The organism is Planctomicrobium aquicomposti (genome assembly GCF_051466325.1).
Taxonomy (GTDB): Bacteria; Planctomycetota; Planctomycetia; order Planctomycetales; family Planctomycetaceae; genus Planctomicrobium.
The window spans coordinates 773,405-787,809 of the sequence record NZ_CP195792.1 but is presented as its reverse complement, the minus strand read 5'-3'; the positions used below and the strand labels follow the sequence as shown (position 1 = coordinate 787,809).

9 protein-coding genes are annotated in these 14,405 nt (G+C 60.4%); 4 read left to right on the top strand and 5 right to left on the bottom strand.

The features are described 5' to 3' along the window. Positions 1 to 151 precede the first annotated feature (151 nt). The 4 genes from SH664x_RS02970 to serA all read right to left on the bottom strand — a co-directional run bounded on the left by SH664x_RS02970 (position 152) and on the right by serA (position 3,728). Positions 152 to 697 carry an AAA family ATPase gene (locus SH664x_RS02970; protein WP_437204916.1) on the bottom strand — a complete coding sequence of 182 codons (546 nt, stop codon included), beginning with the start codon at positions 695 to 697 and terminating at the stop codon, positions 152 to 154. Next, positions 698 to 1,444 carry a class I SAM-dependent methyltransferase gene (locus tag SH664x_RS02965; RefSeq protein ID WP_437204914.1) on the bottom strand — a complete coding sequence of 249 codons (747 nt, stop codon included), beginning with the start codon at positions 1,442 to 1,444 and terminating at the stop codon, positions 698 to 700. It abuts the gene before it with no gap. 96 nt (positions 1,445 to 1,540) lie between these two features. Next, positions 1,541 to 1,831 (bottom strand): DUF4404 family protein, encoded by a 291-nt coding sequence (locus SH664x_RS02960; protein WP_437204913.1) that lies wholly within the window; start codon positions 1,829 to 1,831, stop codon positions 1,541 to 1,543. 262 nt (positions 1,832 to 2,093) lie between these two features. Then, complete coding sequence (gene serA, locus SH664x_RS02955) at positions 2,094 to 3,728, bottom strand: phosphoglycerate dehydrogenase (protein ID WP_437204911.1); 1,635 nt, start codon at positions 3,726 to 3,728, stop codon at positions 2,094 to 2,096. Between the two features lie 319 nt (positions 3,729 to 4,047). On the opposite strand from serA, the gene SH664x_RS02950 reads away from it, so the two are divergent. From SH664x_RS02950 to SH664x_RS02935, 4 genes are all read left to right on the top strand, one after another. After that, complete coding sequence (locus SH664x_RS02950) at positions 4,048 to 5,487, top strand: serine/threonine-protein kinase (protein WP_437204909.1); 1,440 nt, start codon at positions 4,048 to 4,050, stop codon at positions 5,485 to 5,487. Between the two features lie 128 nt (positions 5,488 to 5,615). Continuing rightward, complete coding sequence (locus SH664x_RS02945; protein WP_437204908.1) at positions 5,616 to 6,974, top strand: (Fe-S)-binding protein; 1,359 nt, start codon at positions 5,616 to 5,618, stop codon at positions 6,972 to 6,974. A 523-nt stretch (positions 6,975 to 7,497) separates the two neighbouring features. Beyond that, complete coding sequence (locus SH664x_RS02940; protein WP_437204907.1) at positions 7,498 to 9,486, top strand: pilus assembly protein N-terminal domain-containing protein; 1,989 nt, start codon at positions 7,498 to 7,500, stop codon at positions 9,484 to 9,486. A gap of 208 nt (positions 9,487 to 9,694) precedes the next feature. Then, a complete protein-coding gene (locus SH664x_RS02935) occupies positions 9,695 to 10,426 on the top strand; it encodes a hypothetical protein (protein ID WP_437204905.1) in 732 nt (243 codons plus the stop codon). Positions 10,427 to 10,520: 94 nt separating this feature from the next. Here SH664x_RS02935 and dnaE read toward each other — a convergent pair whose 3' ends face one another. After that, entirely contained in the window at positions 10,521 to 14,114 is a 3,594-nt protein-coding gene (gene dnaE, locus SH664x_RS02930) for a DNA polymerase III subunit alpha (RefSeq protein ID WP_437204903.1), read from the bottom strand. Between the last annotated feature and the right edge of the window lie 291 nt (positions 14,115 to 14,405).

Genomic DNA, 14,405 nt, shown 5'->3' with positions numbered 1-14,405 from the left:
GGACGGATTCCCGCACTTGAGAGGGAATGTTAAGGCTTTTTCGAATTTGGTCGACCCGACTTTGGATCTCCGGTCACGGAGGCGTCGCGAACGCAGCACAGCCCCTCCCACGGCAGCAACACGCACCCGACCGCAAGGAGATCCCCCGCACTCAGCACCCGGAGCGGGGAGCAAACTCCGCCAGAAATCGCTCTGCCTCCCGCGGACGACGCAGCTCATGCATCTGCAGATGAGGGTACCGACGCTGTTCAAAAATGTGTCGGTATTCGCGTCGTTGCGGAGCGTGGGTCCGCACCACCCAAAACGGAATTCCGTACCTGCTCAGGAATGCATTCCGCCAGGTCTCGCGATTTTCCCCCGCGATCGGCTTTCCCGTGATGACCCTGTGAACTGTTCTCCGCAGCGCACGCCAGAACACCAGCGGAAAGGAATAGTTGAGCCAGACCAGAGCCGTGGCCCGCTGCCAGACCACCTCACGGACAGCACGGTAGTTGCCGTCGACAATCCATTGTTCCTGCCCGATTGCCTGAGTGACACGCTCCACGAAATCAGGGCGCTCGGTCCAGTTCGGGCCCCAGTGAAAGCGGTCGAGTTCCAGATGCGGAATCCCCGTCTGCTCCGACAGTCGACGGGAGAATGTCGACTTGCCGGATCCGCTGGTCCCCACAACGACAATGCGTGGACCCGTCACCGGCATTCAGTCTTCTCCCGTCTCCGCCGCTTCACTGCGGATGCCGCCGAACGCCGCGAAACAGCTGTTGGCATGGAGCACTTCGACGTCCGCATAGCCCGACTCGATCAGCAGGCTGAGCTGGTCAACCAGCGTGCGAGGGGAGTCTTCTTTGGCTGTATAGGCGAAGACTTCATCTCGGTACTCCGGCCCTTTCAGACTGACGAGGTAGTCACCCCAACGGTTCCACATCAGCTGCTGAATTCCCGGATGTCCATGTGTGACCAGATCGAAGATCCAGAACGATCCGCCCGGGGCTGTCGCTGCAAAAATCCGCTCGAACGTCTGAATCCATTCCTCATCCGAGCGGAGATGATGCAGCACCGCGCCAGCCAGAATGACATCGTATTGCTGCCGCTCAAAAGGGATTTCCCGTAGATCGCCCTGCAGCGTCTGCACCGAAAGAGGGCGTTCCGCCTGCAGCCGTTCCTTGGCACGTTGCAGCATCGGAGCGCTGAGGTCGCACAGCGTCACCTGTTCGATGCTGGCACTCGCCCGCAGCAATCGCAGCGTGAAGTTCCCCGCACCACACCCCAGATCAAGCACTCTGCGGGGAGCGGGAGTCGCTGCCAGAGCAGCCTGACTGACCAATTCCAGTGCCAGCGGAGCATCGACCGTGGCCGACTGGCCGGTCTCCAGATTGGAGAAGCGTTCGACATCGTTGTCGAAACGCTGACGGATCTCCTCAACAGAGGATTCACCACGAAAGAGCATGATCGAACTCCCTTCCAGACGGGTCAGGAGGTTGCCTTGCAGCGGGCACTGCCAATGTGCTGCGTCCCGGCAACCCTCGCACGGGCATTGAGTCTCTCAGATGCCGATGCGGCTGAGAGCGCTGGCGACATTGCCAATCGCTTCCGCCAGCTGCGGATGCGAGGCTTCAAACTCCTCGGTGAGTCCCAGCATCCTGTCGAGCAACGACTCTTTTTCTTCGGCGGACAGTGCCAGCAGTTTGGACTCTTCTTCGGACTGGACGGTCAGCTGGTCGACCTGCTCCGACAGGTCCTGCAGCAGCTGCCGTGATTCGGGGTCCAGCTGGCCACCCGACTTCAGGTGTTGCCGCAGCTCGTTGAGCGTCTCGATCAGACGGTCGCGTTCCATGAGATTGTCCAGAGGGCGCTAAGAAGAACCGCAGCAGGGGAACCTCGCCCTGTCTGCCGTTCGAAACTCGGTCAGAATCTTCCACCAATGTACCAACTGGCCGACCACAGGGCAGCCCCGGCGGCAATTGCAGCAATGGCGAGAGTCGGTCGCCGCGAGACGACTCAGGATCGACGGCTCACAGCGACCTGTGGACTTGTCGGCCAGCGGCCGTCGCGGGCCTCCCGATCATCTCCGGAGACCCGCGATGGAAGAAGCGGTCTTACAGTCCCAGCCACGGCAGCGGAGCACCCGCTTCCGGGAGACGAACGAGCTTAGCTCCCTTGATCGGCTCATGCTGCAGCACGTCTTTGAGTGCGGCTTCCGAGGGTTCGTTGTCGACATTGAGGACCGCCACGGCACTTCCTCCCGGAGTGGAGGTTTCGCGACCGACAGCCATGTGGGAAATGTTGACGCCGTTCTTGCCGAAGGCGGTTCCGATGGCACCGATCACTCCCGGAACATCCTGATGCTCGACGAGGACCATGAGTCCGTCGAGGTAGGCATCGAGCTGGAAATCATCCACGCGGATGAGCCGCAGGAAATCGTGGCCGAACGGAGCACCCGCCACGGTCCGGCTCCCCTTGTCGGTTTCCACAGTCACGGAAATCACGGAAGCAAAGGCACCACTCTTGTCCGACGTATAGGAGCCAATGGAGATGCCCCGATCGCTCGCTGCCAGGTCGGCGTTGACGATGCTGACCTTCTGTTCCAGTGCGGCGGAGAGCAGCCCGGAAGTAAACGCACTCACGATCAGCTTGGTCGCCTTGGTCGCGACTTCACCGCGGAACTGCAACTGGGCTCCCTTGATCGATTCTCCCTTGCAGAGCTGGGCAGCCAGCAGGCCCAGCCGGTATCCCATGTCGAGGTACGGCTTCGCCACAGCCAGTTCGGTCCCGGAGATCGGCACCATGTTCACGGCTGAGCGAACTTCGTTCTTCGTCAGGAAGTTGGCGACGATTTCCGCGGCTTCCAGTGCAACCTGGTCCTGAGCTTCTTCCGTGGAGGCAGCCAGGTGCGGCGTCGACAGCACATTCTTCAGCTTGGTGAGGCGGAAGCCTTCCGGCGGCGGTTCCTTGGAGAACACATCCAGTGCCGCACCGGCGACATGTCCCGATTCGACAGCGTCGGCCAGAGCTTCTTCGTCGATGATGCCGCCGCGTGCGCAGTTGACGATCCGCACGCCCTTCTTCAGGGTGGCGAGCCGTTCTTTTCCGATCAGTCCCTTCGTCTCTTTGGTCATCGGCGTGTGCACGGTAATGACGTCACACTTCACCAGCATGGCGTCGAGATCTCGATACAGCTCGATGCCGAGAGCGGCCGCCTTGTCCAATCCCATGAACGGGTCGAACCCGAGAACGGTCATCTCCAGCCCGAGACAGCGCTTCGCCACAGCAATCCCGATTCGTCCCAGACCGATCACGCCGATCGTCTTCCCGGCCAGCTGAGTGCCGGTGAAGCTCTTGCGATCCCATTTTCCTTCCCGCATGGTCTGCGAGGCGGGGCCGATCTGTCGGCAGAGGGCCATCATCAGAGCGATCGTGTGCTCGGCGGTGCTGAGCGTGTTTCCATCGGGAGTATTGCAGACGATAATTCCCTGCCGGGTGGCAGCGGGCAGATCGACATTGTCGACCCCCACACCCGCCCGGGCGACGACCTTCAGCCGGGTCTGCCCTTCGAGGACCTCGGCGGTCAGCTTGGTTCCACTGCGGATGACAATTCCGTCCGCTTCCTGCAGAGCTTTTTTCAGATCGGCCGGCGAGAGGCCCGGAGCTTCCACCACTTCAATGTCGGCATGGCTGCGCAGCAGATCCAACCCTTGCTGGGAGAGACTATCGGTGACAAGAACGCGAAACATGGCAGGCCTTCAGAGTAATGGAATCGTCGCAAAAGCATCCGGATTCGTCGAAAAGCAAAAAATCCCAGTCATTGGGCAATCGACTGGGAACGTGTAGCATAGATATCCCCCCGTCAGCGCCAAGCCTGCACAGCCGCCCGGCAGGACGCGATTGGCAGAAAGCGGGACAGTGGTTCGGGTGGCACCTGTCCGGGCAACGGATGAATCCTCCTTGATGCAACGAACCGCAAAACGGGCCCTCGGTTTTCCGGTTCCACCGTCACTCCCGATGTGCCGATTGATGTTGCTGTTACGAATCTGAAAACTCGCTGGAGGCCGTTTGGCAAAGTTCTCACCGGATCCCCTGACGCTGTACTGTCCCGCCTGCAACCATGAATATCTGGGGGGGCTGGGAGACGGTCAGTGTCCGCGCTGTGGACTTTCTCTGTTACCGGAATCGGCGGTTTCGCTCCCCACACTCGTCTTCGGACAGGGAGTGACCGAGCCTGCAGCAGCCGCGCAGCCTTCACCGAGCGAAACCGAACTCCTCGAATCCCTGATCGGCCGGAACATCGACCGCTATCAGGTGGAAACGTTCCTCGGACGGGGAGGCATGGGTTGGGTCTTTCTGGCCCGGCACCTCAAGCTGAACCGGATCTGCGCACTGAAAATTCTCTCTCCCCGGCTGCTCCTGAAAGATCCGGGCTACCTCGATCGGTTCTGCACGGAAGGACAGGCGGCCGCCGCGCTGAATCACCCCAATATCGTGGGTGTCTATGCCATCGGCCACGACCGGGAGTTCCACTTTCTGGAAATGGAGTTCGTTCCCGGCCGGTCGCTGCAGCGGCTGGTTGCAGACCACCCCTTGCTCCCGGGACGGGCGACGACGCTGGCACTCGGAATCGCTCAGGGTCTGGGCGCGGCACATCGGATGGGGATTATCCACCGCGACCTCAAGCCCGATAACGTGCTGATGACGCACACGGGCGTGGCCAAGCTCGCAGACTTCGGGCTGGCGAAGGGAGTTCACAAGTCAGCGCTGCTCGACCTTCCCGGAACGCTCGCGGGCACGCCGCACTTCATGGCCCCGGAACTATTCGCCGGACATGAAGCTTCCCCGGCAAGCGATGTTTACGCCCTGGGAGTGACGCTGTTTTTCATGCTGACGGGAGACGTGCCATTTCATCGTCAGGAGCTGAATGCCCTCGTGCATGCGATCACCCATGAAGCAGCGCCGAACCTGCGCCTGCTGCGACCGGAACTGTCGCTCGAACTGTGTGAATGCGTGGCGATGATGATGGAGAAAAGTCCGGCGAATCGACCGCAATCGGGAATCGCCGCAGCCCAGCTGCTGCAGGCTGTACTCGGCCACGCCCAGGATCTGGAATCGATGTTGCACGAAGCCTTCGACACCGAAAACGACGTCAGTTGGCGACGGGACGGGAAACGCTTCATCGTAGACGTCTGTCTGGCCGATGGCCGTCGACAGCGGGTGTATGTGGAAACCAGTGATCACGACTTTCAGGACCGTCTGCTGCAGGTTTACAGCATCTGCTGTCCCGCGCAGGTGCACTTTCACGTGGAAGCCCTGCGGCTGAATTCCGTGATTCCTCATGGAGCCATTGCCCTGCGGGAAATAGACGGCCAGGAATATTTCGTCACGCTCAACAACTACCCCCGGAGCACCGTTGACCCGGAGGAGATTCGCCGGTCCGTTCTGGCGCTCGCCCTGCATGCCGATGCGGTCGAACACCGTCTGACCGGACTGGATCTGCAGTAACCGAATCTGATGAGCCGCCTGCCGGAGCCCCGGCGAAATTGCCTGAAATGCAGCTGGGCAGACTGTCTGCCATCAGGAATTCCTGCTAAACGTGGGAACTGTCTTGACCAGCACCGGGAACCAGAACGTTGAAGACCGTACCGTCGACAGAATTGCCGTCCCAGACTCCTTCGACCGGGGATCGCCCCGGCGCAGAGATTCCCTTCGAACGCTTTCTGGATTGCGTCCACTGCGGACTCTGCACGTCGGCCTGCCCGACTTATCTGGAAACCGGTGACGAGAACAACAGCCCCCGCGGACGGATCTATCTGATGCGTGCCGTCACCGAAGGCCGCATCGAACTGACACCCTCGGTCAGCCGGCATCTCGATCTCTGTCTCGATTGCCGCAGCTGTGAAACCGCCTGCCCCTCCGGAGTCCAATACGGACGGCTGATCGAACCCTTCCGGATCGACATGCGTAAAGCGGAAATGAAGCAGGGAGCCCCCTCCGGTTCCTGGCTGCAGAGACTGATCTTGTCTCACATCTTTCCCTACGCGAACCGGATGCGCTGGGCGCTGCTCCCCGCGCGGCTGATGCAGTGGTTGAAGCTCGATGTCGCTGCGGAACGTCTCGGCCTGACCCGCCTGTTGCCGGTGACACTGCAACGGATGCAGCGGCTGCTCCCCACGTTGCAGGGACGGGAGCCTGAGATTCCTCATCGTCTGCCTGCGATTGGACCGAAGCGGGCAACCGTGGCGCTCTTTACTGGCTGCGTCGCCGATGCCCTTTTCCAGCAGGTCAACTGGGCCACGGCCCGCGTTCTGCAGGAAAATGGCTGCGAGGTGATTGTGCCCTCACAGCAGGCCTGCTGCGGGGCGATTGATTATCACTCCGGACAGGGAACTGCGGCACTCCGGAAGATGCTGGAGAACGCGGCAGCCTTCGATGTGCAGCAGGTCGATGCGATCATTATCAATGTCGCCGGTTGCGGATCGATGCTGAAAGACTACGGACACGTCGGCGAAGAACTGTGCGCGGACGATCCGGATCGGCGGGAACAGATGAATCGCTTCGCCTCGAAGGTGAAGGACATTCACGAATTCCTCGTGCAGCTGGGCCCCGTCGCCCCACGGGGTGCCGTGAAACAACGCGTCACCTATCACGATGCCTGCCACCTCTGCCATGCCCAGCAGATCCGCAAGCAGCCCCGGGAGCTGCTGCAGTCCATTCCGGGACTGACTCTTGTCCCGTTGACGGAATCTGAAATCTGCTGTGGGGCAGCGGGCTCGTATAACCTTACTGAGCCAGAGATGTCCGATCGGCTCGGGGAGAGGAAGCTGCACAATCTGCTGCAGACCGACCCACAGGTGGTGGTCAGTGCCAACGCCGGCTGCACGCTGCAGATTCAGGCACTGCTGAAACAGGCAGGACGAAGTGACATTGAGGTCCTGCACCCGATGGAGTTGCTCTCGCGGAGTTATCAAACGAATCCGGAAGAGCGCTGAATTCTGTCATGCCGGTTTGTTCGCGAGAACAACTGACAGTTTTGTAAATCCTACATGGAGGCCAGGGTCATCCCCCTCTGGGAAAGCTGCGTCAACTTTCTGCCCCCGCGAGGATGAGAAAAAGCCTCGGATAGACTGCAGTTTTGCAACTCTTGCAGCGAAACCATGCAGACCTGCGCATAACCCGCGTTGCAGCAAAAGTCAGTAGAACCGGCTCTTCCCGTTCAGCCGGTAATTTCCGCTCATTTGGCTTAATGGGCACGGACGATATATCCACGAGCGATCGACGGGCGTTTCGTCAGGCGGGGGAACCGCCCCGAAATTCATTCCGGTCGACAACGAGACCGAGTCAGTGTGATTGTCAGTGTCATAGTTCCTGCGGGCGTCAGGGAACTCTGTCGCGGAACCGGGCACAGGGCCCAAGCGAATGTGACAGGAGCGACATCGGATGTCGATGCAAAAATTCCAGACAGGATGTCTCAAGCTCGGTGGATTCGGTCGCCGTTTGGGATCGGTGCGTCTCATGAAATACTCTCGGGCCGCAGCGCTGGCGTGGATGGGTTGGGGGGCGGGAGCCTCTCTGCTGGCACAGGGACCGATGTTGCCGCCACCGCATTCCGCCTACGCGCCGCAAATGGCCCAGGAACAGGGCTATTACGACCCACAGATCCAGCACGCCGCTGCCGGAATTCCCGCGCAGCCGGTCCAGCTCACGACCGATCCCCGTCGTCCGCTCGACAGCCGCATCGAAGCGATGCCCCGGGCGAACATGAAGATTGAAATCATTCATCACCGCAGCCAGCTGGTAGTGACACGCGATCGCATCCGCCGCATCGCCTGGTCGGATCCCAATGTCATCGATGTGGTGCAGTTCAGCGAAAACGAAATCTCGATTCTCGGCATGTCGCTCGGCTCGACCGACCTGCAGATCTGGTTCGAGGGACAAGAGCAGCCCCTGATGTATGTGGCGACCGTCATCAAGGACCCGACGCTCGAAGAACAACGCCGGATCGACTACGGACGGATTGAACGCAAGCTGTCGCTGCTCTATCCGAACAGCAAAGTGTATCTGATTCCGATGTCGCGGAAGATCATTGTCCGCGGACAGGCCCGCGATGCGGAAGAAGCTGCGAAGATCATGCAGATCATCCGCGGCGAAGTCATCGTGCAGGATATCGACGACTTCGGCTATGGAGACGATTACGGCGCCGGCGGCGGTGGCCCCGGGGTCGCTCCTCCCGGTGCACTCGGATCAGGCTGGGGCCGGGGGAACGGGCTCTACTCTTCGCTGATCGTGGACGAACTCCAGGTTCCCGGCGAATTCCAGATCAATATCCGTGTCCGCATCGCGTCGCTCGACCGGTCGCAGTTGCGACGGCTCGGCATGGACGCTCTGGCAATTATCAACGACGGGGCGGTCACGCTGGCGAGTACTCTCGCCGGGGGACCGACGACCCTGACCGGAATCTTCGACAACGGCAACGTCAACGTGGCGATCGCCGCGCTCGCGTCGAACGGAACCATCAAGGTGATGGAAGATGCCCGGCTGACGACCCTCAGCGGTGAACCGGCCGCGTTTCTGGCCGGGGGTGAATTTGCCGTGCCGACCATTATCGGGATCGCCGGAGCCCAGGGACAGTCGACTTCGTTCCGAGGCTTTGGAACGTCGGTCATCACGACGCCCACGCTGGTGGATCACGATCTGATCCGTCTGCAGATTGTTCCCGAACTCAGCTCAGTGAATAACGCCAATGCGGTCGGGGGCATCCCCGGATTGAACGTCAAACGGGTGCAGACCCGCGTGGAGCTGCGTGAAGGCCAGACCATCGTATTGGGTGGTTTGTTCTCCCGGCAGGAAGCGGTGGAGAATACACGTATCCCCTTCCTCGGAGAGATTCCGATTCTCGGAACCTTCCTGTTCCATACGAAACGGGCCACCGAAGACGAAAAAGAACTGCTGATCATCGTCACCCCGGAAATTGTCCGGGCCATGGACCCCGATCAGGTCCCGCCGCTCCCCGGCTGGTATGCCACGCATCCGGACGATTGTGACTTCTACAAGTACAACCGTACGGAAGGGAACCCGGACATGGGTTACTACCAGCTGCTGCCGTACGGAAATGGTCAAGGATTCGGACGAGATGCCGGATACAACTTCTTTAACCCGGCCCCGGCCGATGGGCGGATCGCCCCGCAGCCGACCGGCGGAGCAGCACCGACACAGTACCCCACACAGGTTCCGGGCATTGATCCCAACCTGCAGGGCCCCGGCATGGGAACCTATCCGCAGCAGACCTATCCCCCGCAACCGGGGTATCCGCAGCCGGACCAATACGCTCCACCCGCAGGTGGACCCGCGATGGTCCCCCCTGCTCCGAACTACCCGAGTCCGCAAGCACAGCCGACTCCGGCAACCACTCAGACCGGCCAAATCAACCGGTCGAACCCGGCCGTCCGACAGGCTTCAGGGACCTACGTCGATCCAAGACAGCCGGGATACCGCAAGCGTTAGTCTTTTCCGGAACGATTCCGAATTTCGGACGCTGTCAGGCCGCATTGCGCGAGTGATCTGGCGGGATCAATCTGCAGCGTTTATCGCGACGATAACTTCCATAGGGGGGCAAACGACCGGCAGCGGTTGTTTGTTCGCAGGCCGTCACGACTCAACCCGCATGCTGTGGGGAGAGGAGCGTGGACCGGCATGAACAGAGGGGCGAACAATGTCCAGGAAAAATCAGTCCGTTGGCCTGTTGCTGCTGACCGCCGTGGTCAGTCTCACCGGCTGTGCGCATTCCTGGGGAAGTCGCAAGGCGGCCCGCAATTCCTGTGAAACAGGAACACAGGCCTGTGCGGCCGAATCCTGCGGCACCGGCAACTGTGATCCCTGTAACCAGCGTGGCGGAAACTGCGGCGGACGCTGCTGCGGCGGCGGCTTCTTCAGCAAGCTTGAATGGAAACTGTTCGGCTGGATGGCCAAAAAGTCGAACGCGATTCCGGATGTTCTTCCTCTGGGCAGCACCGTTCGTGCACACGATCAAGTGATGCAGACGAACGCCGAAGCGGCCGATTTCATCGTCTATCGCTATGAATTTGTCGGCCAGACGGCGGAACTGACACCCGACGGCAAAGACCATGTCCTCGAAATTGCAGCCCGCATGCGGAGCACGCCGTTTCCGGTGATTGTGGAACGCGAAACAAATAACTCGGATCCGGAACTCGATGCCCTGCGACGTAACCTGATTGCCCAGATCGTGACCGACCTCGGGAATCCGGACGGTCAGCAGCGGACTGTGGTGGCGACCTCCTATGGTCCGGGCTACACCGGTCGCCGTGCTGAAATGATGTACTACCAGCACATCTACAACAACTCGAACTACGGCGGGTTCGGCGGCGGGGGAGGCTTTGGTGGCGGCGGGTTCGGCGGAGGGGGTGGCGGTGGCTTCGGCTACTGATTTCTCCAGGCGAGCGCTCCAAGCCAGCGACCACGCGGCGACAACATGATCTTCGTGACCCGGCCACCAAGCGTGCCGGGTCATTGTTTTTGGATCAGCTGTCGCCTGCCGGCACTGATCGGAACCGGCACCCTTTCTCACCAACGACGTACGCCAGTTCCTGCTTCAGTTCGGGCCGGGCCGAGACGTTGATCGGAACACTCAGGACAGCCCGCAGCCGTGCCGGTGGCTCTTCGCTTTCTCCGGAGTGGCCATTTCCATTGTGGAAGTGGAAGCCATTGCCGTTGGATTTCGTCTCCTCCAGATTCTCCAGCACGATGAAGACCGGAGTCTTGCCGGGGAAGCGGTTGAGAATCTCACGCACCCGCTTCATATCGTCTTCGGAATGCAGCCCGCGACGCAGATAGACGGTGATCTGCCGTGTAAACTCTTTCTCCGCATCGGCCAGAGTGTAAACCTTGTTGACGATCAGGTTCGGTTCGCGGCCGCGGGCATCGGCACGTCCCCGCACGATGATAATTTCATCCTGCTTGATCTTTTCTCCCTCATTGGCGTAGTCGTCGGGCCACATAATGCAGCGAACGACCCCCGCTCCATCTTCGAGGTCGAAGTTCACATACTTGCTGTTCCCGTTGCGTGACGGGTTCTTGGTGGTCGCCTTCTTGATCGCGGCGACCATGCCGCCGAGGACCACTTCCTTACCGTCGGTGGCGTCGCGCAGGTCTTTCGTGGTGTGCTGGGTGTAGGCTTCGATCTGCTCCGCGAATTCGGTCAGCGGATGCGAAGTGAGATAGAACCCGAAAACTTCCTTCTCATAGGCGAGCGTCTGCCCGTGAGTCCAGGACTCGGCAGGGGGCATGGCCACGGACTCGGCAGGGGCGGTCGCCGATCCGCCAGCGCCGCCGTCTCCGCCGCCGAAGAGCGATTTCTGGCCTCGTTGCTTGTCACGCTGTTTGGCAGCGGCCCCCTGTACAGCTCGGTCAATCACCAGCATGTGTTGCGGGCGGGTCGGTCCCAGGCTGTCGAGTGCGCCCGCTTTGACCAGCGTTTCCAGTACCCCTTTTGTCAGATGCCGGGGGTCAACACGTTCGCACAGGTCGAAGATGTCCTTGAACGGACCTCGCGCTTCCCGTTCGACAACAAGAGCCTGCATGGCCGCTTCGCCGACCCCTTTGATGGCTCCCAAGCCGAAAGAAATGCGGCGGACCGTGCGCGGCGGTTCCCCTTTGCCCCCCGGTTCTTCAGTCACCACGACACCGAATTCCACCACGCTGGTGTTCACATCCGGCGGCAGAATGGCAATTCCCATTCGACGACAATCATCGGTATGTTCGGAGATGCGCTCGCTCGATTCCATGCCGCACGACAGGAGCGCCGCCATGAACTCTTCCGGGAAGTGTGCCTTCAGGTAAGCGGTCTGATAGGCAATCGCTCCGTACGCGGTGCTGTGCGACTTGTTGAAGCCGTAACCGGCGAACTTTTCGATCAGGTTCCAGGTGTCCTGCGCCTGGTTCTTCGGCATACCCCGTTCTTGGGCCCCCTCGAGAAACTTCTCGAGGTAGCGAGCCATGATGTCCTGCTTCTTCTTGGAGATCGCTTTGATGCACTTGTACGAGTCGGCGAGCTCAATGCCGCCGAGACGGTTCAGAATGCGCATCACCTGTTCCTGGTAGACCATCACCCCATAGGTCTCCGCCAGGACGGCATCGACGATGGGATGCACGGTCGGCACCGGCTCCCGGCCGTGCTTGACGTTCACGTACGTCATGACCATCCCCCCTTCCAGAGGGCCCGGCCGGTAGAGCGCCGACGTCGCGATGATGTCGGCGAATTTGTCCGGCTTCATCTTCGTCAGCAGGTCACGCATGCCTCCCGACTCGAGCTGGAAGATCCCTTTCGTCTCCCCCCGCTGCAACAGCGCGAAGGTTTCGGCATCATCCAGCGGCAGGTCGCGAGGAACGATTTCGATTCCCCGGTGCTTGCGGACGTTCGCGACCGCCTTGTCGAGGATGGAGAGATTGCGGAGTCCGAGGAAGTCCATCTTCAGCAGACCGGCGCTCTCCACGTCGGTCCATTGCGTCAGCACGTCTTCCTTGCCGGTAATCCGCTGCAAGGGAATGTATTCCTGCAGCGGCTTGTCACCGATCACCACACCGGCGGCATGAGTTCCCGCTGACTTGGCGAGCCCTTCCAGCGCCATGGCGAAGGTGATCAGCTCTTTGACCTGCGGATCGGACTCATAAGCCTCGTTTAGCTCCGGGCTAGCCTTCAGCGCATCTTTCAGTTTGATGTTCAGCGTTTCGGGAACCATCTTCGCGATTTCGTCGGCCCGCTTCAGCGGAATCGACAGCGCGCGGGCCACGTCACGAATGGCGGCCTTGGCCTTCAGGGTTCCGAAGGTGCCGATCTGCGCCACGTTCTCGTGGCCGTATTTCTCCTTCACGTACTGAATGACGAGCTCGCGCCGATCCCGGCAGAAGTCGATATCGATATCGGGCGCTTCGGTCCGGCTTGGATCGAGGAACCGCTCGAACAGCAGGTCGTACTTCATCGGACAGACGTCCGAGAGACCCAGCACGTACGAGACCATCGCACCGCACGCCGAACCACGGGCGGTGCAGGGAATTCCCTGCGAGGTCGCAAAGCGGGCAAAGTCCCAGACGATGAGGAAGTAACTGGAGAAACCCATCCGGTCGATCACGCCCAGTTCGTAGTTCAACCGCTCAACATACGCCGGTTCGGGATTGTCTCCATACCGGAAACGGAAGCCTTCCTCGGCCACTTCCCGCAGATACTGGACGTCGGTCTTCTGCTCGGGGGGAAGAAAGACGGGGAAGTGCCGCGTCTTCAGATCGAGCTGTATATCACAGCGGTTGGCGATCTCCTGCGAGCGGGCCACTGCTTCCGCCATGTTGGGAAACGCCGCATACATCTGCTCGGGAGACCGAATGAAAAGCTGATCCGTCTGGATCTTCATCCGGTTTTCGTCGCTGCGGTATGACTTGGTGTTCACACACAGCAGCACATCGTGCGTCTCCGCATCGGATTGGCAGAGATAGTGGGCGTCGTTAGTCGCGACCAGCGGAAGCCCCATGCGGTTGGCGAGGTCGATCGTGGCGGCTGCGCACGACTGCTGAATCTCGACGCCCCCATCCTGAATCTCCATATAGAAACGGTCACCGAAAACTTCGGTGTACCATTTGATCAACTGCTTGGCCTTGTCGTCTTCATCAGCCAGCAGCAGTCGGGAGAGTTCGCTGGAAGCGCAGCCCGACAGGCAGATGATTCCCTCCTGATGCTGCTGGAGGATCTCTTTGTCGATACGGGGTCGGTAATAGAAGCCTTCGAGATACGCTTTCGAGGAGAGCTTGATCAGATTCTGAAAACCGGTCCGGTTCATCGCCAGCAGCGTCAGGTGAAACGCAGCTTCTTTCATACGTGTGGCGCTGCGATCGGTCCGGTGCCCGGGCGCGATATAGGCTTCATAGCCCAGAATCGGATTGACATCGTTGGCCCGGCAGGTCTGATAGAACTCCAGCGCGCCGTACAGATTGCCGTGGTCGGTGATCGCGCACGAGTTCATTCCCAGAGACTTGATCTGTTTGACCAGATCGGGAACCCGGTTGGCACCGTCGAGCAGGGAGTAATGCGTGTGGCAATGCAGATGAGCAAAAGGAGGTGTGCTCATGGAATTCCGGAATCTCTCGGGAACTGGGATGACCAGCACACGGTGAATCGACCGCGGCGACATCATGAATCAGGAAAGCAACCGTACCGGAAGCATGCTGGCTGGGGTCGACTCCCTCTGTCAGACAGCGGGCGGCATCTCGTCAACCGAAATGTCCGCTGCACAGACGCAGGCAGGTCCACACTGCTCCCGGCGACTGCTGCACCGTCCGGGTCTTGCCGGCACGCGTCTCTTTCCGGCGTTCCGGGGAACCTGGCAGCGCTGCGAGTCCGGCGCATTATAGTGAGCGGA